This is a genomic window from bacterium, from assembly GCA_021371935.1.
In the GTDB taxonomy this organism is placed as follows: domain Bacteria; phylum Armatimonadota; class UBA5829; order UBA5829; family UBA5829; genus UBA5829.
Genome location: JAJFVF010000012.1, coordinates 54757 through 80976, shown reverse-complemented (window position 1 = coordinate 80976; position 26220 = coordinate 54757). Strand labels below are relative to the sequence as shown.

Annotated in this window: 14 protein-coding genes; all 14 read left to right on the top strand. The window is 49.2% G+C overall.

All coding sequences use genetic code 11. From position 1 onward, the window contains the following. Positions 1-136 precede the first annotated feature (136 nt). The 14 genes from coaE to LLG46_08995 all read left to right on the top strand — a co-directional run bounded on the left by coaE (position 137) and on the right by LLG46_08995 (position 25995). Complete coding sequence (coaE, locus tag LLG46_09060; protein ID MCE5323445.1) at positions 137-757, top strand: dephospho-CoA kinase; 621 nt, start codon at positions 137-139, stop codon at positions 755-757. A gap of 346 nt (positions 758-1103) precedes the next feature. Continuing rightward, the gene (locus LLG46_09055) at positions 1104-2933 is read left to right on the top strand and encodes a penicillin-binding protein activator LpoB (protein MCE5323444.1); all 1830 of its coding nucleotides are present in this window, start codon (positions 1104-1106) and stop codon (positions 2931-2933) included. An 87-nt stretch (positions 2934-3020) separates the two neighbouring features. Continuing rightward, the gene (locus tag LLG46_09050) at positions 3021-5312 is read left to right on the top strand and encodes a S8 family serine peptidase (GenBank protein MCE5323443.1); all 2292 of its coding nucleotides are present in this window, start codon (positions 3021-3023) and stop codon (positions 5310-5312) included. Positions 5313-5358: 46 nt separating this feature from the next. Further along, the gene (locus LLG46_09045) at positions 5359-7377 is read left to right on the top strand and encodes a hypothetical protein (protein MCE5323442.1); all 2019 of its coding nucleotides are present in this window, start codon (positions 5359-5361) and stop codon (positions 7375-7377) included. Between the two features lie 63 nt (positions 7378-7440). Beyond that, positions 7441-15990 carry a hypothetical protein gene (locus LLG46_09040; GenBank protein MCE5323441.1) on the top strand — a complete coding sequence of 2850 codons (8550 nt, stop codon included), beginning with the start codon at positions 7441-7443 and terminating at the stop codon, positions 15988-15990. Between the two features lie 114 nt (positions 15991-16104). Then, a complete protein-coding gene (locus LLG46_09035; GenBank protein MCE5323440.1) occupies positions 16105-16830 on the top strand; it encodes a hypothetical protein in 726 nt (241 codons plus the stop codon). Between the two features lie 109 nt (positions 16831-16939). Continuing rightward, positions 16940-18886 (top strand): Ig-like domain-containing protein, encoded by a 1947-nt coding sequence (locus LLG46_09030; protein ID MCE5323439.1) that lies wholly within the window; start codon positions 16940-16942, stop codon positions 18884-18886. A 477-nt stretch (positions 18887-19363) separates the two neighbouring features. After that, positions 19364-20038: a response regulator transcription factor gene (locus LLG46_09025; GenBank protein ID MCE5323438.1), complete on the top strand. Its 675-nt coding sequence runs from the start codon at positions 19364-19366 to the stop codon at positions 20036-20038. 152 nt (positions 20039-20190) lie between these two features. Further along, positions 20191-20616 (top strand): response regulator, encoded by a 426-nt coding sequence (locus LLG46_09020; protein ID MCE5323437.1) that lies wholly within the window; start codon positions 20191-20193, stop codon positions 20614-20616. A gap of 184 nt (positions 20617-20800) precedes the next feature. Beyond that, positions 20801-22798 (top strand): excinuclease ABC subunit UvrB, encoded by a 1998-nt coding sequence (gene uvrB / locus LLG46_09015; GenBank protein MCE5323436.1) that lies wholly within the window; start codon positions 20801-20803, stop codon positions 22796-22798. Between the two features lie 112 nt (positions 22799-22910). Next, entirely contained in the window at positions 22911-23522 is a 612-nt protein-coding gene (locus LLG46_09010; GenBank protein MCE5323435.1) for an LPS export ABC transporter periplasmic protein LptC, read from the top strand. A 7-nt stretch (positions 23523-23529) separates the two neighbouring features. Continuing rightward, the gene (locus tag LLG46_09005) at positions 23530-24153 is read left to right on the top strand and encodes an LPS export ABC transporter periplasmic protein LptC (GenBank protein ID MCE5323434.1); all 624 of its coding nucleotides are present in this window, start codon (positions 23530-23532) and stop codon (positions 24151-24153) included. Further along, positions 24150-24869 carry an LPS export ABC transporter ATP-binding protein gene (lptB, locus tag LLG46_09000; protein ID MCE5323433.1) on the top strand — a complete coding sequence of 240 codons (720 nt, stop codon included), beginning with the start codon at positions 24150-24152 and terminating at the stop codon, positions 24867-24869. Before LLG46_09005 ends, lptB begins: the two co-directional genes overlap by 4 nt. 7 nt (positions 24870-24876) lie before the next feature. After that, positions 24877-25995 (top strand): LptF/LptG family permease, encoded by a 1119-nt coding sequence (locus tag LLG46_08995; GenBank protein ID MCE5323432.1) that lies wholly within the window; start codon positions 24877-24879, stop codon positions 25993-25995. The last annotated feature ends 225 nt before the right edge of the window (positions 25996-26220 follow it).

Here is a 26220-nt window from a genome sequence, read left to right as displayed (position 1 = left end):
GCCAATTACACGGCCCGGCACTTTATTATAGGTGCCGGGCCATTACTTTTGTTAGACCCGTATTATGCGTTTTACGCATAATACGGGTCTCCGAGAGCATTATTCACGTTTCTCGTGAATAATGCGGGTTATAGTGATGAGCATGGCTTATGTGATAGGTATAACCGGTGGAATAGGCACAGGCAAGAGCACGGTGCTCGGGATGCTGTCTGAATTGGGTGCGCGCGTCCTGAGTGCCGACAATGTTGCCAAGCAGATTTTAGATATAGATGAGCCCGCATATCGTGAGGTATGTGAGCGTTTTGGCGATGATGTATTGCTTGCCGACGGGCAGATCAATCGTTCAGCACTTGGGCGGATCGTATTTTCCGATTCCAAGGCCAGGGCAGATCTCGATGCCATAACTCATCCGCGCATCATCGAAAAAATCAACCGGACGATAGAAGAGTACAGAAAGGATCCGGGTGATGATAAGGTATTTGCAATCGAGATTCCGCTTCTGATGGAATGCAACATGGAGTATATGCTGGATGAAGTAATCGTGGTTGCTGCGGAACAAGAGACCCAAATACATCGTCTGACAAGCAGAAGTGGTATTTCTCACGACGAGGCTCTTCGGCGAATTGATTCCCAGATGCCGATGGATATCAAAGTTCGGCGTGCCGACCGCGTTATACGGAACGATGCAGATTTGGTGAATTTGCGCAAGTCGGTGGAAGATGTCTGGTATGAAATTCTCTTGCTCTTAAAAGAGTAGTTGTGCTATAGTTGTTGACGGATGAGTATCAGGTTAACTGGTTATAGTTGGGCAGCCTGTACCCGCATTATTCACGAGAAACGTGAATAATGCTCTCGGAGATCCGGGTTATGCAGAAAACACATAATCAGGATGTAGTCACGTTTGTATGAGTATTTATACTGTGAAGACAAGATGTGACAGATGGTGGGCTACTGGCTTTATGTGTTTTTGTTCTGGTGCAAGTCCCCATGCCGTACCTCGATGGCGTCTAGTTATCAGGTTTATTCACCCGAAAAGACTTGCGATATATTGGTCGGCAATCACATTTTTTGTTGGAATTGGATATTAGGGAGGTTATCTACCGTTGAGGCAGCTAATAGAATGCAGGGTTTTCAAGAGTGTGTGCTACGCAATAATAGTAACGCTTGTGGCGACAATAGGGCCCCTGCCGCTATCAAATCGGGCAGAGGCTCAGCTTATGCCCCAATATTCAGTCGCAGTTGTTGAGTTTATGAACGAGTCCGGTGTTCAGGGTGATTTGCTTGCCAGGCTTGCAACCGACGCGGTTGTCGTGGAAATGAGCAAAACAACCCGCTTTGATGTCGGCAGTAACACTCGTGCGAGCATCAAGACAGCAATGGAGGCGCTTGATCTGCATTCTCCGCTTGACAAGGTAGGTCTTGTGAGGCTGGGTGAGTATTTGAGTGCCGATGCGATGCTTGAGGGTGCGATCACCTCTGTTCAACTTGCGGGTTCCGGTGTCACGAGAAGAGCATCCGTGACCATGGTTCTGCGAATGTACGATCAAGCGTCCGGCGAGATTGTAAATGGTGCAGTACAGACTGGCAATTCGAGCGCAAGGGTTGGCTATACTCCTGATGATGACGCTCTCATAGTCGAGGCGATTAATAATGCCGCATTTCTGGGCGTCAAGACGATGGTGGATTACATCATTCCTGAGGCCACGGTTCAAAACAGCATGGGTGCCAGCCAGGTAATGCTTAACAAGGGTTCTCGTGACGGTATAAAGCAGGGCATGCAAATGATAGTTCTGCGCGACAGGGAGATTATCGGATACCTCTCGATTCAATCTGTAACTCCTGTAGACAGTATCGCAAAGGTGACCAAATCCATGCGTGGTATCCAGGCGCAAGACAAGGCGAGAGCAATTTTCGATATGCCTGCCGTGGGCGGAGCAGCCAGGACACAGGCATTGCCTTCGGGGGCACCTACACAAAGCAAGACTAAGGGCAGCGCAATCAGCAAGATAGGGAAGTTCCTTTTAGGTGCTGCTCTTGTTTTTGGAGTTGTGTCTTTGTTCAAGGGCGGGCGTGGCACGGAGGATGCTCCGAGCATCAGTCTCACAGACCCGACTGTTATTTCCTGGGATGCGAGTGCGTTGGATAATGGCAAAAACGTGATGGAATACCAGGTCATAAGGGACAGTTTTGCTGATTCAGAAGCTCCTGTAAAGGTCATGCGCGATTCCGGTTCAATGGATTCCGGTCGGACGAGTATTGCTGGTCTATACGGCAGTGGTAGTGATCTTGCAGTAAACTATTATTCGCTGGACACTAATCCATCTCAGACATATGCTTCGCAGAGCACAACTGTAGCAGTCGAGCCATATGGCAAAACTCATACATATCAGATACGTGCGTTTTATAAGATGACGTCACACTCGACAATAGGTGACGATGATGACGATGATGACGACGATGACGATGACGATGATGACACTACTACCACCTGGTATTACCTTACCAAGGTGAGTAATACTTTAACCGCAACCGTAATTGAGCCGGTACTAAACAGCGATGTTATTTCTCCTGCTTATTCCAGTTCCGATGCGGCTCCTGAGCTTCAGATCAGTGATCTTCAGGATGGCACTATAAACCTCGAATGGAACCGCAAGGACGGTGCTGATTCATATTATGTGGTGGTTGCGCCTGTAGTAGCCGGGCAAGGTCCGACATGGACTTCGAGCGTTATTAGTGAAACAGGTCCGACTGTTTCGCTCACAGATTCCCAGCGGATCAGTTTGGCTGCTGCGCTCGAAGACTATTCGGGTGTAGTTATGGGTTGGACCGTATATTGCAGACACGAGGCGGATACGGGTAACGGTTGGTATGAGGGCGAGCAAAACAGGTTTGAGATCAGCTCACTGCCGCCTGAGGAGCCGAGTACGGAATAGCATAGTTTTGGGTTTCGGATGTGGGCGGTGATATGAATATCACCGCCCTTAGGCAGTTGCTGTATAGATTTTGAGGAGGATTGGAGAATGAGACCGCATGCATGTCGGTTGAATAAGGAGTCGCTGCTTGGATTGAAGCTAGTGGTCCTGCTTGGACTGTGCTTTGGCATTGTTTCAGCAGCGGATGCGGGGAACTATAACTATGTACCCAACGAGTATATCATCAACGTGCAATCGGGAACCAGTTCCTCTGCAGTCGAAATGCTTGTGGACAATATGGGAGCTTCAATTGTAAAAGAGCTTCCATTGTCCGGCATGTATCACATAAAGATGGGTCGGACTTCCAGAATATCTTCACGGAGTCGTTCATCACTTAGTTCCAGGTTAGCCGTGACGTGGGCAGTCGATCACATTCAGCCAAACTATGTCTACACACTCTGTACAGTTCCGAATGATCCCGGCTATGAGAACCAGTGGGGCATGGAAATGATAAATATGCCGGATGCCTGGAATATTGAGAAGGGTGTCGAGTCGGTTCGAGTAGGTGTAATCGATACGGGCGTAGCAAATCATCCTGACCTGGAAGGCAGAATATCGAGTGGCTATGACTTTGTGGATGATGATAGTGACCCCAGCAATGATTTGCATGGTCATGGCACTTTTGTTTCCGGGATCATAGCAGCCCAAGGTGACAACGATAAGGGTGTCGTGGGTGTATGCTGGGACAACGTGCAGATTGTGCCCATCCGGGCTTTTGAAGGTAGTTCTGCGGATACGGACGTTCTTCTTGAAGCCGAGCAATATGCTTTGGATCAGGGTGTGGACGTGTTAAATATGAGCTATGGCAGTTATGGAGATGATGCTGCCACAGATGAGATGATGAAGAAGTTATATGCAGCCGGTGTAATTCTGGTTGCAGCCGCTGGAAACGAAGAGACAAATCTACCGAGTTATCCAGCCTCATGCGACGGAGTTATTTCAGTATCTGCTTTAGGTCCTGATGAGAGTCTGGCTTACTATTCCAACTACGGTTCAACAATCGACATTGCTGCTCCCGGTGGGGATGATAGTACAAGTACGGCAGATCAGATCTACAGCACAGTCTTTTCGATAGATGATGACACTGGTGAGTATTATTATTACTATGGATATTTTGGTGCAGGTACATCGTATGCATGCCCCCATGTAGCTGGTGCAGCAGCGATCCTTTTGAGTTACGGTATTCCTGCGAGCGAAGTGACAGACAGACTATTGAAGTCTGCTCGTCCTCCAAAGACTGGTGCGCTGGACCCGAATAAATATGGTGCTGGTGTGTTGGATGTGAAGGCGGCTCTGACTTATGGCGGTGTACAGATTCTTCAGCCCAGCGCGGGTGGCACTGTTTCCAGCAGACCGACGTTCAAGATATCTCTGACCAATGTTGATACTTCATCCGTCAAGGTTTATTTGGACTATCCTGACACTGACGAGAATGGAGTTCCTGACGACCTAACCGATACGTCATATGTTATTTTGGACAGCTCCAACATCAGTGCCGGCATCATTACCGCCACATGGCCATTGGATTCATCAACGCAGAGTCCTTTGAGTGCGGGCGACCATTCAATTTATGTTAGGGCTTCGTCAACAGCTGGTGGGCAGATATATTCTGACTGGGCAGTTTTTTCAGTTGCGTCCACAACTTTTTCTTCTGGTCTATACTTAATATCTCTTCCTTACAACTTTGCCCATTTCGATAGTGATGGGGCCTTAACGATGACGGCATTGCCGGAGAATCTATTTCTTACTGCGGATGGAGAATCCGCGAATTTTGCGGATACGAGCAAGTTACGAGTCCGTCTGGCACGCTGGTCTCCGAAGACTACCATAGCATCTGGAGCGGGCTACTTATATTATCCTGATAACGTGCTTGCATGGGAAAATCCACTTGATTCCAATTCCAGCTATAGTTGGTATACGGGCGGCAGTTACAATCAGAGTTCTGGTGTCTATTCATTTCCGGTTGGTACAGGTTTTTGGCTTATGGTGCCGAGCAACCAGGAAGTTGTATTAAACAGTGCATATTCAGCAGTTCTAGAAAGTGATGCATACAACATTAGTCTCTACAAAGGCTGGAACATGTTCGGCAATCCATATGACAAGCAGGTTTCATGGAGCAATGCATTTTTTACATATAAGGGCATAACGAAAACTCTGGCGGATGCTCAGGCTGCCGGCTGGATAGGTTCAAGTGTTTATTACTACACCCAGACACCGAGCCGTGGCTACCACAAACTTTCAAATCGTGATGCGCTTGATGCATATATGGGGTATTGGCTCTATGCCAGGGTTGGTGGAGTAACTTCAAGCGACTCCCTTGAGATGACAATTTTGCCGTAGATCGCAATTGATGATTTTTCACTGAGGACGTAAGGAGATATTATAGATGAATAATACAAGAGCGATATTATCCATGATCTTGTTTGTGCTGACAATTTTCATAGGGTCATGGTCGGCTGCATGGGCATATGACGCGATTATCTATATAGAGTTATCTGATGATTACTCCGCTATGTCACTTTCAAACGACTATGTGGAAGCGTATATCGGTATCGACGGCACTGTAACAGTGTATGATACGGATGGTGATTCGACTGAATGGGAAGTAGCCGGTCGTTATTCGGCAATGTCTATAATGGGCGATCCCGAGACCACCGATGACGACAACGCGGAGATGACTCCCTGGGGATCATATCCGTTTGGTCCCTTGGGTTATTGGAAGGTCAAGGTTGGCGACAATACGCCGGTGCTGATTGGTGCAGGCAGTGACGGCAGTGGTTCCTGGTCCACTGAACCCAAAAAATACGATACACCGATTGTCGGCACCACACTTGGGCCTGGTGGTCCCTACATTGAGGGTGAATGGCTTACAGCCGGCACCACACCAGTCGCTGTCAAGATTAATATCAGTCTTGTGCGTGACCAGATACGTTATGCTCTGACGATTACCAACAAGGCTACCACAACTCAGTCCATAGGATTGGGTATGTTTGGCATTCCAAAGGTTACCAACAGTTCTTTGCATGCATATCCATATGTTGAGGGCATTGGAATGACACGTGCCAATGGCGTATCGGATTCATTTCCTGGGACCATTTTCTCAGGGACAAAGGTTCCCGAAAGGATTGAGTTCTACGACAGTGTGGATTCTCCGGAGAGGGTAACCAGATTCACCTTTGATGAGCAGGATTCCACTGTGCCAGACTATGTAGCCGTGGGTGAATGGGAAAGCGGCGGTCTTATCATGACATCCACATGGCTGCCGGATAGTTATTCACCTGACCCTTTAGTGGCACTTGATGCTCCATGCTGTCTGATTGAGTGGAAACAGAAGTCTCTTGCCGCCGGAGCTTCACGCACATATGTCACATATTACGGCATAGGTGCTGCATCGGAAAAGTGGACATATAAGTCCGGCACCAAAGTTGTCCGGGACTCTGTAACTGCGGCTGTTCAGGGGCCAAGCTCACTTAAATACGACAGCACTGATCCCGATGTTAACCTCGTTGATATTACTCCGGATCCATTCACAATCAGTGCGTATGTTTACAATACGACAATGGACTCCGGTCCATATAATTTAGAAGATGTTTCAGCATATCTTTACTTACCTGATGGTCTTGAGCTTGCTTCAGGTTCAACAGCTAAACAGGAAATTGGAGATGTGCCGACCAATTCTGAGTCGGATGTTGTGACTTGGTCTGTTAAGCCGACTGGTGAATACTGTGGTGAGTTGGAATATTACGTGGTTTTCAGTGATGAGAGCGGCTGGAGTCAGACAGTCACGCGTACCATTATGGTTCCTGCTGCTAAGAAGGCCGTACTTCGCTATGGCTATCAGATGGTCAGTGTTCCGTTCGAGTTCAACAATCCCACTTTTGAGCATGCTTTTGGGCTTACGTCTGGATATAAGGCCGTCTCATATGATCTCGATGCGAAGGAATATGTCACGCTGTCCCAATTGGAGCCGGGTAAGGCATTTTGGGTTAATGTCTACAGTTTGGGCAGAGGCGGCCAGCAAACATATTCTCTTGCTGAAGATGCGGCTATTGTTGGTGAATATTACGGCAAGCAGTATAAAGAGCAGGACATAGAGCTATCGAAGGGCTGGAACATGATCGGCAATCCGTTCGTCTACCCAGTGTATATCGGGCAGCTAATGGTTTACAACAAGACAACAAATACATCTTATTCGTATGAGGACGCTGTCAAGAAGGGGTGGCTCAGCAAGACTATATATGGATGGAGTCTCGATACATCTTCCTATGAGACACTCAGCGCAAATGATGAAATGCTGGTGCCGTGGAATGGATATTGGGTTCGTGCAAAGACTCCGGTCACGCTGATTTTCAGGCCGGCAATTTTCCCTGATTCAGGAGTCACGTCCTTGAGCGGCGGATACTAGATAATGCCCTTATACTATCAGCTTGTGCTGAATGATGGATGGAGTTTGGAAGGAAAACCGCAGATGAGTAATATTTGGAAACGTGCTTTCAAGTTAACGATAATAATATTTGCCTTTGGCTTCTTGGCTCTCTCAAATGTGGGTGCGCAGGGTCTTAAGCTTGAGGTATCGCCGCAGCACGGCACATCCAACTCTATATTTACGTTCAGAGCCACATGGACAGAGAGTAACGGCATTTATCCGAATGTGGTATCTGGCCAGAGAATGAATACACCGGGTATGGTTGTGCTGACCGGTCTGGGATATTCGGACCCAATTCTCGGTGGGATCCCTATGTATTATCAAGACCACACTCCCAATGACGGCACTGGTGCACGTTACTTGGTTACGGCGAGTGCCGGTTTGAATATGTCGAGGACTTATTATCAGCATCCGGGTTACTGGACGGGCTCAAGTACTAATCCCATATACAAATATCTGACGAGCCCCAATGAGACCGATCCGTATTCCTGGTATCCGAGTTACAGTTATAACAATCTGCTTTGGGATGCATATACATTGGCTCCGATGTGGTATGGTCCCAATCTTATTGCCTACGGTAATGGCATTAAGCGTGAGATCACTGTAAAGGCATTTGCATGGTATTGCAACAAAGATGGGGAATGGAATGAAGAAACCACAAAATCAGAAGATGTAACAGTAACTATAAGCGACAGCCGTCCGAATGATCAATACAATTCTGCGGGTGATTTAGTTCCCGAGATGATAGACTACGGCGGCAACCAGGGTGACAGAGATTATCTGAGTGCGGGTGGTCCTGAAGATCCCGATCCCTTGACAGTTGAGCCAAGCGATGACGGCAGTGGAATTGTAAGCGATGACGGTTCTGCAAGCCATGACTATGTTTTCCGGGTCAAATACCACAACAGAGATGGTCTGCCGCCCCAGGCTTGGTGGCATACCTATCATAATTCACCTCACGACTATGCGGAAGACGCCGATTATGGTGTTGCGCTCTATCTCGACGTTTTTGGAATAGGCGACTATCGCCTGATACCAATGATGCCGGAGGAGGGCATAGAGCATGATGCAGCTTGGACCTCTCAGGACTATACCAGTGGCGTCGTATTCGTAGCTCACTTAATGCCTAACGATGGGATGGCAAAACCGCTGGGTGAAGAATATATAGCAAAGTATTTCCCCGCCTATTCCTGCTGGGCGTACAATGCGCTGCCCGTAGGCACGTTCAACTATTTCTTTGCATGTAGTGATGACTGGCTCAGGTACAATTTCAATGAGGACCCGCTGGACACGCTGAATTATACGCCTGATGTGCCTAATCTCTTACTTGAAATGCAGCCGAATCTCACGGAGTGGGGTGTAGAGCCCAATCCGGGCTATAGTTGGAACATACCGACAGGCTTCACAGATTACAGGCATACACAGTATCTTCAATATGTGTGCAGCACGATTGACTGGACAGAGGTTCCATCTGAAGCGACCGATTCCATATGGGGTTATGTTCCTTGGGGTCGAAATGATAGCGGGCTGACATATTCTTGTCCACCTGATTATACGACAGTGCAGGGCTTTGCCAACAATAATGCCCTCGACCCGATGAATGCGCGTGATGTGACCGGCAATCCCGACATCAAACGTTCCGCGCATCGCAGCTATAGCACGGATAACAGATATGCGTTCGATTCGACTATATATGTCGATCGCCCCGTGTTTGTGCCGGGCAAGTTTGGTTCAACTTATCAGTATCCTTCGACACAGCATCCATCTGTTTACGGTGCGCTGACTATGCCGCTTTGGGATGATGATATTGTCAGCTATAGAGATTTGACTAAGTATGGTGGTGGGCGCTACTATGGCACGTTGCTGATGGATGGTTCGTTCAAGCGTGCTATGAACCCCCTGATGGACGGCACATACACCGGTACTTCTTACCAACGGGAGATCGCCGCTCGCCGTGCAGAGACTGCCGGCGCGACAACGAGTTCTCAGTGCACTTTCCGGATCATGTACAAGTCAAGCAACGGTTCTAGTCCGACGCATGTGCGACTTATGATTGGTAATACCAGCAGCCGTGGTTCTCTTACACTAAATGATTATGTGGAAGGCAACACTTATCCGATGAGTATCGAGATGGACAAAGAGGACCCATCGGATTTTGACTTCACTGATGGTGTATGGTATACGGTGACAAAGAACTTCACAACACCAGGTCCGTACCACTACTTCTTTGAGGCAAGTGACGATAATCAGACGATCATTTGGCCGCGGCGTCCCGACCATTACGATTATCTAAGCAGGACGTGGGACGACTGGTGGGTACCCACTGAAAGCACTTCAGATGAGTGTTTCATCACGGATGATGAGGGTAACACGATTCCGAATCCCGACTACGACAACAACGATTTTGTGCCGGGTCCATATGTCAATAATGCTCCGGTTTTGACTGTTGCCGATGACAGTGTTTCTCCGACCAGCGGCAAGCGTGGTCAGATATTCAAGTTCAGAGTCAAATATTCTGATGCAGATGGCCAGAGGCCGTATGCAGCCAGGTTGATAATCCAGACAGACTCCGCAGGCACTCAGCGTGTATGCAATATGTTGCCCGAGGTATTGCTCAGTTCGTCGGCAAACAATTCTGCGCAATATAAGGCTGGTGTTTATTACTACTATAATCTGTCAAGTTCCGAACTTGAGAACGGCACCCGCAAATACAAGTTCGAGTTCGTTGACGATTGGGGTCGCCAGGTAGGCACAGATGACACAGTTGAGGGTGAGACTGTAACGACGAGTTGGATATCCAATCTTACCGTAAAAGACAACACCGCGCCGATATTATATGACGGCAGTATCGATTCTGCTGACGGGACAAGTAATGGAGCCACTCTATGGACATTCAATGCGACCTATAAAGACGTTGACAGCGACCCGCCGGCGGTCAAGAAGGTATTCATGGGTCTTCTTCAGCCCGATGGTGAAACAGTCCTTTGGGATGAAGGTCATGATATGCTTCAGTATGACACCGCCGACACGAAGTACAGCAACGGTGTGCAGTTCTATTATCAGACCAGGCTCGGCGGCATTGAAAACGAATACGACCAGGCAAAGCAGTACTATTATGCGTTTCTCTTCCAAGATGGATTTGAGTATGCTACGTACAAGTCTTCTTCCAATGCGGAGTTGAGATCGAATGCCGCAAGTTGCATAGAGGGCGAAGAACTGACTTCGCTTGGCGGCCTGCGTTATGCGTTCGAGCCTGTTGTTGCGCAGCAAGGGACTCCTGATTCCACTCTGACCAAGGTAGCGCCCAACGATCCAAATATAATACTTGATTTGCAAGGCGTCTATCTCACAGAGGACCTTACAGGCACGAACTATTATAATGCGGCTACAGCGAGCCCTGCCTTTAAGACGGGTGATGAATGGATTATCTTGAATGTAGGTACAGGCCTGCCGACAAATACAAAAATTGTCTGGCTGAAATATGTACCTGAGGCCCCAATAGTCGGTCCTCTTCTTGACACTACATCGGGCACGGGCACTCTTATATCAGACGCTCAAGTATACGATGGTGACATCAAAAAGCTTGTCGATGACATGAAGAACGGTTGGCAAAGAGTGGATGATGGAGACGAACGTTACTCCATTATGATGGGAACTGCAGTCAATTCCGATGGAAAGGCATCGACCATATATGTGAGACCTGAGGACCCATCTGTGATCGCCAGTGTGGAGGGTGTATATGCTTCACTGGAAGATGTCACAGACTCGAGTGCTTCCTATTACGATTCGACCGCGTCTATAAGTGTTCCGAACAGTGTAGACAGCGCCATGGAGGGTGTCATCGACCCCTCCGAGGTATACGATCAGGTCAACAGGACAGGAAAGACAATAATACCGAGTTCTCCGAGATTGATAAAGACTCCAACGGCCATATATGATGAGGATATGAACCTGATTACCAATTCTGGCCTTAGTCTGGATACAAGCGGCAAGATCGTTCTTTCTGATAGTGATGCTCAACCTCTCGGGTCAAAGGTCTATATATATTATACGCGGACGATGTACAGTACCGGCGACTCGCTGATATGGCTGACGGATCCTGTCCCGACAGCGGGGCAGACGGTGTTCATCAAGTATTCCGATGTTCGGTTTACGCATAAGATAGACGGTGCTGCGCAGCAGCAGGAGGAGGACAGTCCTTACAACTGGACCCAGGGCACGACACATTTTTCACCTGCCGGTTGGGAAGAACAGGATGCGGGTGGAGATACAGTCCACATGAAGGGCAACGACGGCTACGGGAATGACGGCGACCCGACAGCGGGTGTGCTGGGTGTATGGACTGATGACAGCGACAGCTTAAGCTATTTTGACCCATTCAGGTCGACAAGTGAGAACAACCCATCTCACGTGGAGCTTACTTATTCAGCGCCTACAGGTACCATTTCGATGTGGGCACGTTATTATCAGTTGGGTGATTACCAGATTGACCGATGGAATCGTATCCTAGAATTTCTGAGTGCACCGACAGACACAGTAAGCGCCACTTATCTCTTCGGGACAAAGATGTCGACAACAGTGGGTGCCAACACGGCTCCGACACTTGAAGACGGCAGCTTATCCCCGGTTTCGACTGAGTCATCCAGCCAGCAGTTCGTGTATACGGTCACATATAGGGACACCGATGGATCAAATGGTCAGGCTCCTTCTTATGTGCGTGTATATATAGACAATGTTGCACATGGCATGAGTTACGACGGCGATGGGACTCCTCCATATAGAGATGGAGCGGTCTATACCTACACGGCCGCTGCAAGCGACCTGGGTTCAGGCAGTCACAAGTATCGTTTCGAGGCTTGTGACGGCAGCGATGTTGCGATATATGATTATTACACGGAGAATAGTATTGACCGACCGACCGATTCCAGTGAAGCGTCATATATCAATCTTGACGGTCCTTATATCAACACTGCACCCGTTCTTTCTGATGGGAGCGCCACACCTGGCGAGGATTCGACGATAACGTCTGCCACGACTGTGACGTTTGCCGTTACATATACGGATGCCGACAACGACACACCGTATTTCTTTAACTCGACTACTGATGTCGACAGCACAGGCAAATACATAGGCCAAGATGTATCTGGTTCTCCGCGGTTGTGGATAGACGGTGACGGCAAAGATACTTTAGTTCTGGGTAAGGTTTCCGGTCTGAGTGCCGATCCACTTGAGACGGGCAAGATGCGGACGATTGTGGCGACGAATATAGACGGCACAAGCCCGGATTGGACAGATAATGAGTTTGCGGACAAGCTGGTACAGATCACCAGTGGAACATTGAAATACCGCACATATCTGATTTCGACCAACACATCAAATACGCTGACTCTAACAACCGCCAATTTAGGTACAGGCGGCGATAATCTCGCGTCCGGTTCAACATTCACGATAAACGGTCTGTTGATGGTAAGGCAGGACACAAATGCATTTTCTGCCGGCAGCCTTTATCAGTTGACAGTGCCGAAGCTGGGTGTTGGGAGCCACCAATACAGGTTCACGGCGCGCAGCAGAGTCGACAAGCCGCAGTGGTTGATTGATGCTGAGACAGATGCCGGTAAGTCCTGGGTGCCTTACTCATCCAAGGCGCAATATCCGACGGATGGAACAAGTGCCACTGGTCCCACTGTGGCCAGTACAGCGCCCACAGGAAATGTGGCTCCAGAGCTCTCTGGTGCAGGGATTTCATATGATGCAAGTGTAAAGGCAGCGACAGTTGTCTCTTCCAGCAAGATTGAGCTGGACTACTCTTCGACCGGGAACTGGTCATTGCAGGGAGTGCAGAGCTGCGAAAAGGTATCAGGTGTATACTGGAATGCAAATCCGACCGAATCGGACACGAACTATTATGACACGAGCCAGACATTTGATTCTACAACAAGCAATGAGATATCTCTTTCGCCTGAGTTAGGCAGTGTGCCTTCCACGCTGGTTCAACTTGGGAGTGTGGGTTCGGATCCTGCAGTAGTTACGCCGGATTCAATTAGCTGCATTGACAGTGTGATTGGTGTATACGACAATGCTGAACTGTCCGGCACGAACTATTACGCCGGCAGTCCTGCTGCTGATGCTACTACGCTGACACTGGATCAGGAGCTTCCAAGCGGTGTCACCTCGGTTTATATCGAGTATACTCCCAATGCGGATGCAGAGCCGCCCGTGTATGTAACTTATTATGAGACTTATGAGAGTACGAGTGCGATTCTGCCTGGGCAGAGTCTGACATTCACAGTTAATTACAAGGATGCGGATAACGATCCTCCGACGTATCATGATGGTCTAGCCGGGTATGTGCGCCTTGTATTCGACAATGATAGCAATACAGTGGGCTTGCCTATGGCGCCTGCAGCAACTACGACGAACTATACTTCACCAGTGCAGTTCAAGGTGACGACTGACGACTTACCGGAGGGGACCACGGCATACCATTTCGTGGCCTCTGACGGTTATGATCCGGATCATAAGGTAAGGTATCCCGAAAACTCATCGGACGACTATACTATAACAGTCAACTATTTGCCTACGCTCTCAAGTGCGTCGATTGATCCATCTTCCGGGCAGCAGGCGACTACATTCAAGTTCACAGTGACATACAAGGACCTCGACGGTTCTGCGACCGGTGCACCCACGCCGAGTGTCAGTGTTAAGCTGACAAACACATCGACATCGGAGACATACAGTGTCTCAATGTCTGCTCAAAGTTCGAGTCCTGTTTATGCAAATGGTGCTGTATTTGTTGGGACAATGACCGACCTTCTTCCAGGAACATACGATGTTGTCTTCGAAGCAAACGACGGATACCAGGATGCGACGCCGCTGACATATGTGGGTGGATTAGTCGTACGTATTAACAACGATGCTCCTAAGATTGTCGATTATTTGGTAAATCCGGTAGCCGGCAAGACGAGTGAAACATTCGTCTACAAGGCGTGGTATAGCGATGTCAATAACGATCCTCCTGTGGTCGGTTCCGGCACATCTAAGACTGAGGGTCTAACACTTGTTATAGACAAGGGCTTATCAACTCAACGGACATATAAAATGACCCGGACATCCTCGACAACGCCCGACTATACTGCTTCAGCAGGTGTAGAGTATAGTGTGTCGGTCACCGGAGCCATTTTGGGAACAGGCACTCACACTTATACGGTACAGGCTTCAGACGGCACCGATAGTGCGGCAACTCCAGGCTCCAAAAATGGCCCGGTGCTGCTGGTTCCCATCATCGAGGACTTGAGATTTGTGGATGCATCCGCATCTGATCCAGATTCAGCCGATGGTATAACCAGTGCTGCCGTTGGCGATGAGGTATTGATTGTCGGACACATGTTGTTCCCGATTAATTCTCTCACCAGCAAGCCGGAAACAATCAGTGATGTTGCCATTGAGATCACAAAACCTGATGGGGCAACGATATCATTGGTAGGCAAAGTTGAGGTCAATGATTATGACGATACCAATTGGATAGGGGATCTGAGTGTGTCTTCATATCCAAGCGGCATTGATTCAGCACTGGTAACCGGTGAGAGCCTCACTCTGTGTGCCAGTGGGGTATGGAAACTAAATGCCTCATGGAATGGCGGCACGAGTTGGAACGAGGTTGAAACCGATGATACGATTGATAATATTAATGATAGCTACACTGTCAGTGTAGGCGGTCCGAAGCGAACTATAGCGATAACAGACCCGACAGACCCTGACGATTCAGTGGCCGACGCTCCTGTTGTGGATATGATTACGCCGCCGATGGTAATTTGCAGCAGCGACCCCGGTGATATATTCGGTTATGATAACGCGTCTCTGATGCAGATTGTCAGATGGTATCCCGAATTGGGGGCATATTATCGGTTTGGTGCTTCGACCACATTCCCGGGTCTTGAGCCTGGTGAAGCCGTCTGGATCAAACCGAAGTCGAGTTATCCTAAGGAGGCCATCAGCAGTGATGACGTCAATAGCGGCTTATTAATGTCTGGCAATCCCGACGTCGGATTTGATTTCAGTAGGAAATATCGGCTAATAAAGGTCTTTGCTGATGCTTATGATACTCAGGTAAACTCAATAACGAATGAGACTGAACTGGCTCCTTGTTATATTTCAATAAAGAATGGTTGGAACCAGATCGGCAATATCTTCTCCAACTGGAAGAAAGATTCATCCGGCAATGTCATAACGCCGAAAGAAGACGTTGGAATTCCGATCAGCGAGCTTCGAGTCAAGTATCTTAACGTTGTGAAGACGCTTGACCAGGCAGCATCGGCGGGTTGGATACGAAAATGCGCATGGCGCTGGGATTCTTCTGCTTACGATTATGCCCCTGTCCATGCCACCGCCAGTGGTGCCGAACGTGTGCTCAGGATGTGGTATGGCTACTGGATAAAGGCGTTTGTCGACTGCACATTGATAATTGATCCGAATACGAGTTACAACGGCGAGTCATCTTCTACTTCGTCGGTAAGTTCGCTTCGTTCGTCTGTGCAGTCCACTGATCTTATGGATGAAGATATGCTTGATAGGCCGCCGAAGCCACAGTTGTAATAGTGTTATAATGAGAGCGTAGATAGGTGGTAATGTGTTATATTACCATTTATCATGCCAGGGTCTATGTGGACATATTAGAAATTTGCTCACTCTTGGAGGTTGTTTTTTGTCATGATCAAGATAGATAGATATTTCTCTTGCCTGATTGTCGGACTGGTGCTCATATTAGGCATAGCGGCAGTAGGGTCGGCAGATGCTGGACTGTTCGGTCTCTTCAAGTCCAAAAAGAAGGCGTCAAAAGAGATTGTCGTACGATCGCTTGTAATATTCCCGTTCGACAACAGCGTTGGTGTGGGCAAAATACCTGAAAACTTCGGTGATGACATGGCCTCAGCGCTACGCACCATACTGTCCGAAAACGATCAGTACTGGGTGTATTACTATACTGATCGCTTGGCTCCAATAAAGAGAGCAAAAGATGAAGGAGAGATAAAGGACGACGATGATGCCACTGGTCCGTTTACGGTTGATACAAACAAGTGTCTGATGTTGGCCAAGTTATTGGCTGCTGACTACCTGCTTGTAGGCTCAGTGGAGGATTATCGGATTGACGGCGCTCATAAATCTGCGCAGCTTACCGTCTCTGTCAATATTATGAGTACAAAGACCGGCAAAGTGGTTAAGACTCTGCTTGTGACGGGTCGCACGCCCGAAGGGTCATCTCCAAGTGAGGAAGAAGATGCTCGGGCATTGGCGGCGGGTGATGTGATCGCCAAATTAAAGGCTCAACTGTTTGAGGAGGCAGCATCGCCCGATGCATCTTCCAATACCACTGCTGAAAAGAAATCGGCTGAGCCTGCTCCTGCAGCGATGCCTGCAGTGCAGACTGCAAGATAGGCTGGAAGCAGAGTAGGTTAAAAAGATTATAATATTAGCGTGCCGGGTAAGCCCGGCGCGCTTTATCTGCTTCTTAATGCATATTTATGGCCAATTGTCAGACTCAGGCATGATGCAAGTTAAGTGTATTCTGACCTTAATAGTTGTGTTTGCCCTGAGCACTGTGTCTGCGGATGCCGCCATCAATGACTACACTATGCGACTCCGCGCCCAGCCTCAGGCGATAGTTGCCGACTCTTTCAGCGCGACCACAATCACCGCCGACGTGAGAGATTCAGACGGTGACGCAGTCCCGGATGGCACGCTTGTGGAGTTCACAACAAGTCTGGGTGTCATAGAAAACAGTGCCCAGACCACTTCAGGGATAGCGCGTGTACGGCTTCAGAGCGACACGACTATTGGCACGGCGTTAATATCCGCAGTAGCTTCAAATGGCAGAGCCATAGCCAAGATCAGTGTTGATTTTCTTGCGCCGGGCACTGAGATGTTCAACGAGTCTTTTATATCTGTATCAAGCAGCAAGTATCTTGGTTATGATATCAGTTCCAAAAAGGTGGATGCCGCAGGTGGGGTCACAATATGCCACAGAGGTCTGAGTATCACTGCCCAAGAGGCGCAGATAGATGCAAAGAACAACATTCTCCGTGCGCGTGCCTGCTTAGGCGGAGATAACATAGTCATCAAACGCGGTGATAAGCAGATAGCTGCGAGTATCTTGTATTACAGTTTTGATAAGATGAGCGGTGTGCTGATCACTCCGGCTGAAGACGGGGCTCACAGGCTGCTCTTTCGTGGACGGGATATGTTTACCGAACCGGATACAAAGCCTGATGAAAAGATAAAATTTGATTTTGAGCCTGTCGCGGAATCAAATATGTTTGTTCGTGCGCGCAGTCTAATTATCCGCCCGGGCGAAGAGGTAAAGATAAAGCGCGCCAACTTCTATCTTGAAGGCGATAAGGTTCTGAGTGTTCCTCTTCATGTTCTTTCATTAAGCGACCGAAGTGCTGGAATGGGCCAGATGCTCACTTATGGCACCGATGGTCTACAGATGGATTTGCCGATATACTATTCTTTAACCCCCAACGGCACAGGTTCGGTCAGACTGCGCCACAGTGAATCGACCGAGTATAACTATTCCAATGCCGGCTGGCAGCTCGATCTCGATCAGGAATATACCTCAGATGGATCGACTGAAGGCAAGTTTGAAGTGAGTCGAATAACCTCTGGTGATTGGGGATTGTCCTGGAGTAACAGAAGGGAATTCAACAACGATTCTCGCCTATACACTTATTTTGATTTTCCTTCTCACAAAAATCTCTATGGGACGGTCGACTACAGCCGGTCGCTTGGCAACTACAATTTCTCGTGGAATCTGCGTGGAAATATGTTACGCAACAACGACGATAGATATTATTCGACAGCGTACATTCAGTCACGTGCAAAGCCTATGATGGGCGGTGCGCTGTCTTATTCATTCACCACCAGACTGACATATAACAGCGCCATTAGCTCTGACTCGGGGGAAAAAATAGGCAGAGGTTTAGGGCTGCAGCTTTACGGCAAGCCTATTAAGTTCGGACAAGGTACGCTCAACACTTCACTAACCACCCTTCGCAGTTGGGGAGGTTCATCTCCCGGCACATCTATCTATGCAAGCGCCGGATATTCTCGGAATCTGCGTAATATAGGTTCATTCGGTCTCAACTACTCATATTCGTTTGCTGATTCCACAAGCGGTTATAATGCTCAGAGGCTCAGCTCAAACTTAAGTTTACGGCCATCTCAACTATGGAGTTCGAATATCAATCTGACTTACGGTCTTGATGATTCAACCATTAGTGCGTTTGGGGACTTTGGTTACACCATCCGTCCAACCTGGAGGTTGAGCGTACAAAGCCTATTCCAGAAGTTTGCCAGTTCCGATTCCACCGATTCCAATTACTCCGATTTCGAGATATCTCTTGCAAAAGCTCTTGGCAGGCAGCAAGCGCAAATCATCTGGTCACAGTCGCGCAGACGCTTCCGGGTAGAGTTTTCTGCGCTGAGTTTTTAGCCCGCATTATTCACGAGAAACGTGAATAATGCTCACAGAGATCCGGATTATGCGGTAAGCGCATAATCCGGGTTAGGCTGAGTCGCCACATAATTAGCCCATAGCGAATGAGTAAGGCTAATCTCCTGTGTTAACCTTTTGTGCTGCCAGTATCACACTTTATTGTCATACGTTTATCACTCCACTTGGGTGATAATCCTTGTCGCAATTGTCCTCATAATTATAATGCATTTCATCGAAATTGCTTGTTGACGAGGTATTATAAGATGAGTAGGCAGAATATAACATACCGGACTACTAAGACCGCATTGATTAATGCACTAGGCGATTGCCTAAAAGGGTATACCGGAATTCGCAAAAATTTTTCAGCAAATGCGAAGGAATGTAGCACATTAGCATATAAAACACACATTGTGGGGCTGATTCCACGAAACCAGAATCCATCTTTTAATGTGTTGCCCAAGGGGGTGTTGTACGATGGCTCATGGAAATAATCGTGGAAAAGAAACTCGTATTGTTGTTGTTCATGTCAACAAGATGTTTCGAGAACTACTGGCTCGTCGTCTTTCTGAGCTAGGTGAGTTCAGGGTAGTAAGTGAGGCCGGCTCTGTCAAGGATGCAAGGTCGGTTATTGCTGATGCCAGGCCAGATATTGTGCTTATAGGATTTTCACTTCCTGACGGGTCGGGAACCGATGCGGCGCAGGAACTGGCTAAGGAATATCCTGAAGCAAAGTGGATTATTCTAGCTTCTCGGCTAAGGGTAGACAATCTGGCGCAGGCAATCAGCGTAGGCGTAAGTGGTTGTGTGTTTGAAACGTGTTCTCTTGAAGAGCTTGTTTCTTCTTTAAGAGAAGTGGCTGATGGCGGCTATGCGTTTGACATCAGTGTGCTTGTCGATGCAGTGCGTGAGTGTGCACGATGTGGAATTCCCCACGATATTTCTGAATGCTATCAGTCGATATCAAATCTATCCCCAAGAGAGCAAGAGATACTCGATCTCGTCAGCAAAGGACTCACAAACAAAGAAATTGCCACTGCTGCATATTTGAGTATCAACACAGTAAAGACCCACTTGCGCCGGATATACCAGGAACTCGGTGTTAATTCTCGAAGAGAAATTGCGCGCAGTATGAATGCGCAGATGCACTAGCCTGATTATGCGCTTCCAGCATAATCAGGGCTAGTGTCAAGTAAATCACGGCCTTGAACTTGTATCAGAGATATGTGCTCTGAGTATACGATATCTAGGCCGAGACGTGCAATTTACATAGCGTAAATTGCCTAGATAATGGAGGATGATCTGTGAGACAGGCTGCAGGATCTCAATTGCGTGTACTCGTAGTTGAATCGTACAAGCATCATGAAGCCGCTAATGCTCTAGTTGGATATCTACGCAGTCAAGGATGTAGCGTGGATCAAATAGATGCCGGCTGGCATGCCTGGCAGATAATGCACATCCTCAAGTACAGTGTGGTAATAATGGATTTGAGGCTGCGTGATATCAGTGGCCTGGAGCTATTGCGTCTTATGCGTGCTTTAGACAGTGCTCCACCGACAATTTTGGGCATGGATAATCAGATGCCATCTATCCAGAGGATTGCAATGAATATGGGGGCTGCTGAATGTTATGTAAAGCCGCTGCCTCCTGAAGAAGTATTCGAACTGATGATAAGAGTTCTCGATTGCTGTGACGAGACTGATGGTTATGACAATCAGCTTGCTGCATAGCAGCGCAGTGTTTCATAACCCATGATTGACATTTCAACAAAGCGATGGAGGTTAAATTAGACTTCCAGGCTCTCCTCCTAGGAAGGGTCGAGTAGTTCACTCGACCCTTCCCAAACTCTTCACCTTGACCATTGCCTGTCTTTGCCCTATCATGAAAGCCGAACAAACGTGCGGCTTGGTGGATATGGACAAATTTAGACTAAGAGCAGAATTCAAACCCAGCGGCGACCAGCCAAAGGCAATAGCCCAGCTTGTCGAGGGAATCGAGGTCGGCTACAGGTTTCAGCAGCTTCTGGGCGTAACCGGTTCGGGCAAGACATTTACAATGGCGAATGTAGTCGAGGCGATCCAGCGCCCGAGTCTGGTGATCGCGCACAACAAGACCCTCGCTGCCCAGCTCTGTTCTGAGTTCAGGGAATTTTTTCCGAATAACGCGGTTGAATATTTTGTCAGTTATTACGACTATTATCTGCCTGAGGCCTACATACCGCAGACGGACACATATATCGAAAAGGACTCATCAGTCAATGACGAGATCGACCGTCTGCGCCACTCAGCCACCCAAGCCGTGCTCGAAAGGCGCGATGTGCTGATAGTTGCAAGCGTAAGCTGCATCTACGGCATCGGTTCCAAAGAGGACTATTCCAAGATTGTGCTGGCCCTGCGTGTCGGCGAGACATATGAGCGAGAACAGATACTGCGCCTGCTGATCGATATGCAGTTCACCCGCAACGATATCGCCCTTGGACGCGGGACATTCAGAGTCCGCGGCGACATACTCGAGATCCAGCCCAAGGACGAAGAGTCGATCACTCGCGTGGAATTTTTTGGTGATGAGGTCGAGAAGATCAACGTGATCCACTCAGTGACCGGTGAGGTCATATCGTCTCATCATGCCGTCACGATCTATCCTGCCAGCCATTTCGTCACGCCCGCCGATAAGATGGAAAAGGCATTGATTGAGATCGAGAGAGAGCTTGATGAACGGGTAAAGTATTTTACAGACAGGAATATGCTCCTTGAGGCTCAGCGTATCGAGCAGCGCACCAGGTTCGATATGGAGATGATGCGCGAACTGGGATACTGCAGCGGCATAGAGAACTATTCGCGCATTCTGGACGGCCGTCCTCCCGGCAGCACTCCCCACACTCTGGTCGAGTATTTCCCGGAAGACTTTTTGATTTTTATAGACGAGTCTCACCAGACAATCCCGCAGCTCGGCGCGATGTATGCCGGTGACCGTTCGCGCAAGGAGACCCTGGTCGAATACGGCTTCAGGCTGCCATCTGCGCTCGATAACCGTCCACTCAAATTCGCCGAATTCGAGAAGCTGGTAAATCAAGCGATATTCGTCTCTGCCACTCCCGGTCCGTTTGAAACGGGGCATGTTTCGCAGACTGTGGAGCAGTTGATCCGTCCTACAGGTCTATTGGACCCCGAGGTGGAGGTCAGGCCGACCATGGGTCAGATAGACGACCTCATAGACGAGATCAAGCGCCGTGTCGAGGGCAGCGAGAGGGTGCTGGTCACCACACTCACCAAAAAGATGGCCGAAGACCTCAGCGAATATCTGTATGAGCTGGGACTGAAAGTTCACTATCTGCACTCCGAGATCAAGACTCTCGAGCGCACTGAAATTTTGCGCGACCTGCGGCTCGGCGTACATGATGTTATTGTTGGGATCAACCTCCTTCGCGAGGGTCTGGACCTGCCCGAGGTCTCTCTCGTTGCCATACTAGATGCCGACAAGGAGGGTTTTCTGCGCTCAGAGACATCGCTTATCCAGACTATTGGCCGTGCAGCACGCAATGTTTCGGGCAAAGTTATAATGTATGCCGACAATGTCACAGACTCAATGCGCCGCGCCATAGACGAGACCAACCGCCGCCGAGCAATCCAGGCAAAGTATAACGAGGAGCACGGCATAACACCCAAGACCATAGCCAAAGCGGTGCGCGACCTCATAGAGAGCGGCAAGGACATAGACACATACACATACGAGCAGTCGGGTGAGAAAGCCGACAAGAAGCCGCTTTCACTCGACGATTTGCTCGGCACGATTTCCATGACCGAGCGCCAGATGAAAAAGGCAGCCAAAGACTTGGACTTCGAGCGTGCCGCCCAACTGCGTGATGAAATAGCCGCCATGAAGAAGCTTCTGCCCGACTCCCATTGGTGTTAAGATTTTGCGTACTATATCCAGTTGTGATAAACTTGGTTTGGCAAGACCCGGTTCGTATCCCCGTCCATTCCTTGTGTGGGTCCTGCGGAGCCCGTCGAGGGGTGTTATGCGTTTGAAAAATATAGTTCTGGTTTTAGTTGGGGTTATGGTTTTACTTGTAGCCGGATGCGGGAAGCGTCAGCCGAGTGTGTCACAGGTTCCGGTCGCTCAGGCAAGTGATAACCAGGCGCAAACCTCGCAGAACAAAACTGACACAGAAAAAAAGCCGCAGGCATATATGCTGCCCAGAGTCGACGATGGTCCCAAGCTGCAGTTCAGCCAGCAGGGCGTCACATTCAGTTGGGTGGAAAATGGTCATGTGCGTATGAGCGCTTCAGCCAAGGAAGTAAGCGGCGGCGAGGTGACCAGGATCGGCCGGCTCACGAATTTCTCCGGCAAGTTGTATGAAAACGGCAAACTGGTGGCCACCATGACCGCGCCAAAGGTCATTGCCGACACGACAAAGCGCATAGTAACGGCCACCGGCGGGGTGACTCTGAAATCATTGGAGAGAAACACCACGGTCAGGTCGCAGTGGATGAAATGGTATGCCAAAGAGCAGAAGGTGGTCGGTGACGGCGGGGTAAAGATAAACTCCACCATGGGCAATATGCAGGGCGCTGCATTTATCGCCGACACGGCCATGAAGAGCATCAGGGTCATGGATTCCGGGAAAGGATTGTAGTATCGGTATGAATATACATAGGCTGGTTCAGCATCCTAAGCCTCGTCAAAGGATGCGGCTGCTTATAGTAATGACTATAGTATTGTGTGTAATGATATATGTTCCGGCATTCGCATTGACACGATACGAGAGCAATGGAGTCACCATAGTCGCCGCCATAATCGACGGAAATCTTATAGACGGTTCATATAAAGTAGTCGCCGACAAAAGTGTGTATGCAAAAATGATCGACCAGGCTGCGGGGACATTTTTTGAGGCCGAATCCGATAAGATGATGGTAATCATCGGCTCGGTTTCCGGACCCATGGGTGCGATCAAGTCAGCCGAACTCTGCGGTCTTGTCAAACTGACGTATACCACCTGTGATCCCAAGACCAGCCTCAAGACAGTCACCACGGCCACAGCCGACAGCGCGACATACGACGGCGTCGTGCAAAAGGCATATCTTGTCGGCAATGTAAAGATAGTAAACACAAATCCTGCGCTCTATACTGAGCCTGCGGTTATGACCGGCGATAAAGCCACCATAGACCTCAAGTCGACTCCAAGTCCGGCTTTCAGACTGGAGAGTAGTCCCGGCCTGAGCAGGATTGAATTAACTCCAAAGAAAGAGGCGACAGCCCCCAAGTGAAGCTCCAAGCACATAACCTGGTCAAGATATACAAGGGACGCCGTGTGGTCAGCGATGTCAGTCTGTCCATGTCCACAGGCGAGACTGTCGGCCTGCTGGGTCCGAACGGTGCGGGTAAGACGACTACTTTTTATATGATGGTCGGCTTGGTCAAGCCCGACGAGGGAAAGGTGACCCTTGACGATAAGGACATAACAAACAAGCCCATGTTTATGCGCGCGCGTCTGGGTTTGGGTTATCTTGCGCAGGAGCCATCTGTATTCAGAAAGCTTACTGTGGCGGAGAACATCCTGTTGGTGCTGGAGATGCATGGCGTCAGCAAGAAGGAGAGATTGGTTCGCACAGACCAGCTACTGAATGAGTTCGGCCTGACGCATGTGCGCAACAGCAAAGGCCAGGTCTTATCCGGCGGTGAGCGCAGACGGGTGGAGATAGCCCGCGCCCTCGCCACCGATCCGAGGTTCATTTTGCTGGACGAGCCGTTCACGGGCGTCGACCCGATTGCAATCGGCGATATCCAGGATATTGTCCGTCACCTCAAGGACAAGGGTATCGGCATAGTAATTACTGACCACAACGTGCGTGAGACCCTCGCCATCACCGACCGCGCCTATATAATGTCCGAGGGCGAGATAAAGACCGCTGGAGCTTCAGCCGATTTGCCTAACGACCCCATCGCCCGCAAGTTCTACCTTGGCGACCGGTTCGAGATGTGAGGCCTGCATGAAGCTATTGGACAGACTTATCTGGCGCGAACTGCTCGGTCCGTTCGCATTCGGCGTAATCGCATTTACAGGTGTCTTCTTCAGCGGATCATATCTGCTCAAACTCACCACCTGGGTCATGAACGGCATGCCTCTTCTCACCGCGATAGAGATCGTGGTTCTGATTCTGCCTCAGATAGTGGTCATCACTTTGCCCATGGCGACACTGCTTGCCGTGCTGTTGGGCATTGGCCGACTATCCAGCGACAGCGAGGTCATAGCCATATTTGCAGGCGGCATTAGTTTATATCGACTGGTGGTGCCGGTCATCACGCTGGGTCTGTTGGTCAGCGGCGGTTCCATACTGCTCAACGAAGCCGTTGCTCCGTATGCCAATATGAGGAACAAGGAACTTCAGGCGGAGGTATTCAAGCAGGAAATGCCTTCGGATCAGCCGTTCAGCCTGGTAGATGAGGGCACGAGGTCGCTCATCAGGGTCGGCGGCGGAATGGATACAAAGAGCCGTACGCTCAAAAAGGTTACTGTCGTCCAGAGTGACAGCGAAGGCCGTCCTTCGATTCTCATATATGCCGATCATGCCGTATGGGCGGGGATCGACAACAACCCTGATAATAAGTATAAATGGCTGCTCTATGACGGCTATCTGCAGATAGGCCTTGGCACGGATCACCCCGACCTCTGGAACTTCCAGAAGTCCCAGACCCGCGAGATCAAGATCGAGAAGACTCCCGACCAGTTTGCGCTCTATCAGAAGGATCCTGAGCAGATGAGTTTTGTGGAGCTTTCTCAATTTATAAAATATGTCAGGGCTCATCCAGACAGACCACAGGAGAAGATCAACGATCTGGACGTCGAGCGCTGGAACAAACTCGCCCTGCCTATTTCCAGCCTGATATTTGCCCTTCTGGCAGCTCCCTTGGGCATCAGACCCAGCAGAAGCAGTTCGTCTGTGGGCTTCGGCCTCAGTCTGCTGCTTATCCTCATATACTGGCTCATATGGCGCTACACGTCATCACTGGCCGTCCAGGGCGATATGGCGCCGTTTGTGGGTGCATTTACGGCCAATGTGCTTGGTCTTGGGGCAGGCGTTGTGCTGCTGAAGAGAGTGGCCAAGTAATTCCCCAAACGAAGTTAAAAAGCCTCTGAGAGCTATAACATTTCCCCAGTAATTCGGCAGCATTCGGCACGACAGGGGTGCTGGCCCCACTATTCACGAGGGACGTGAATAATGCTCTCGGAGACCCGGATTATGCACTTCGCACATAATCCGGGCTGGGAGGGCGAGGCTCCTGCCGAGCCATTTGGCTGATTTATGTAAACGCTTTGTCGCCACATTGTCAAC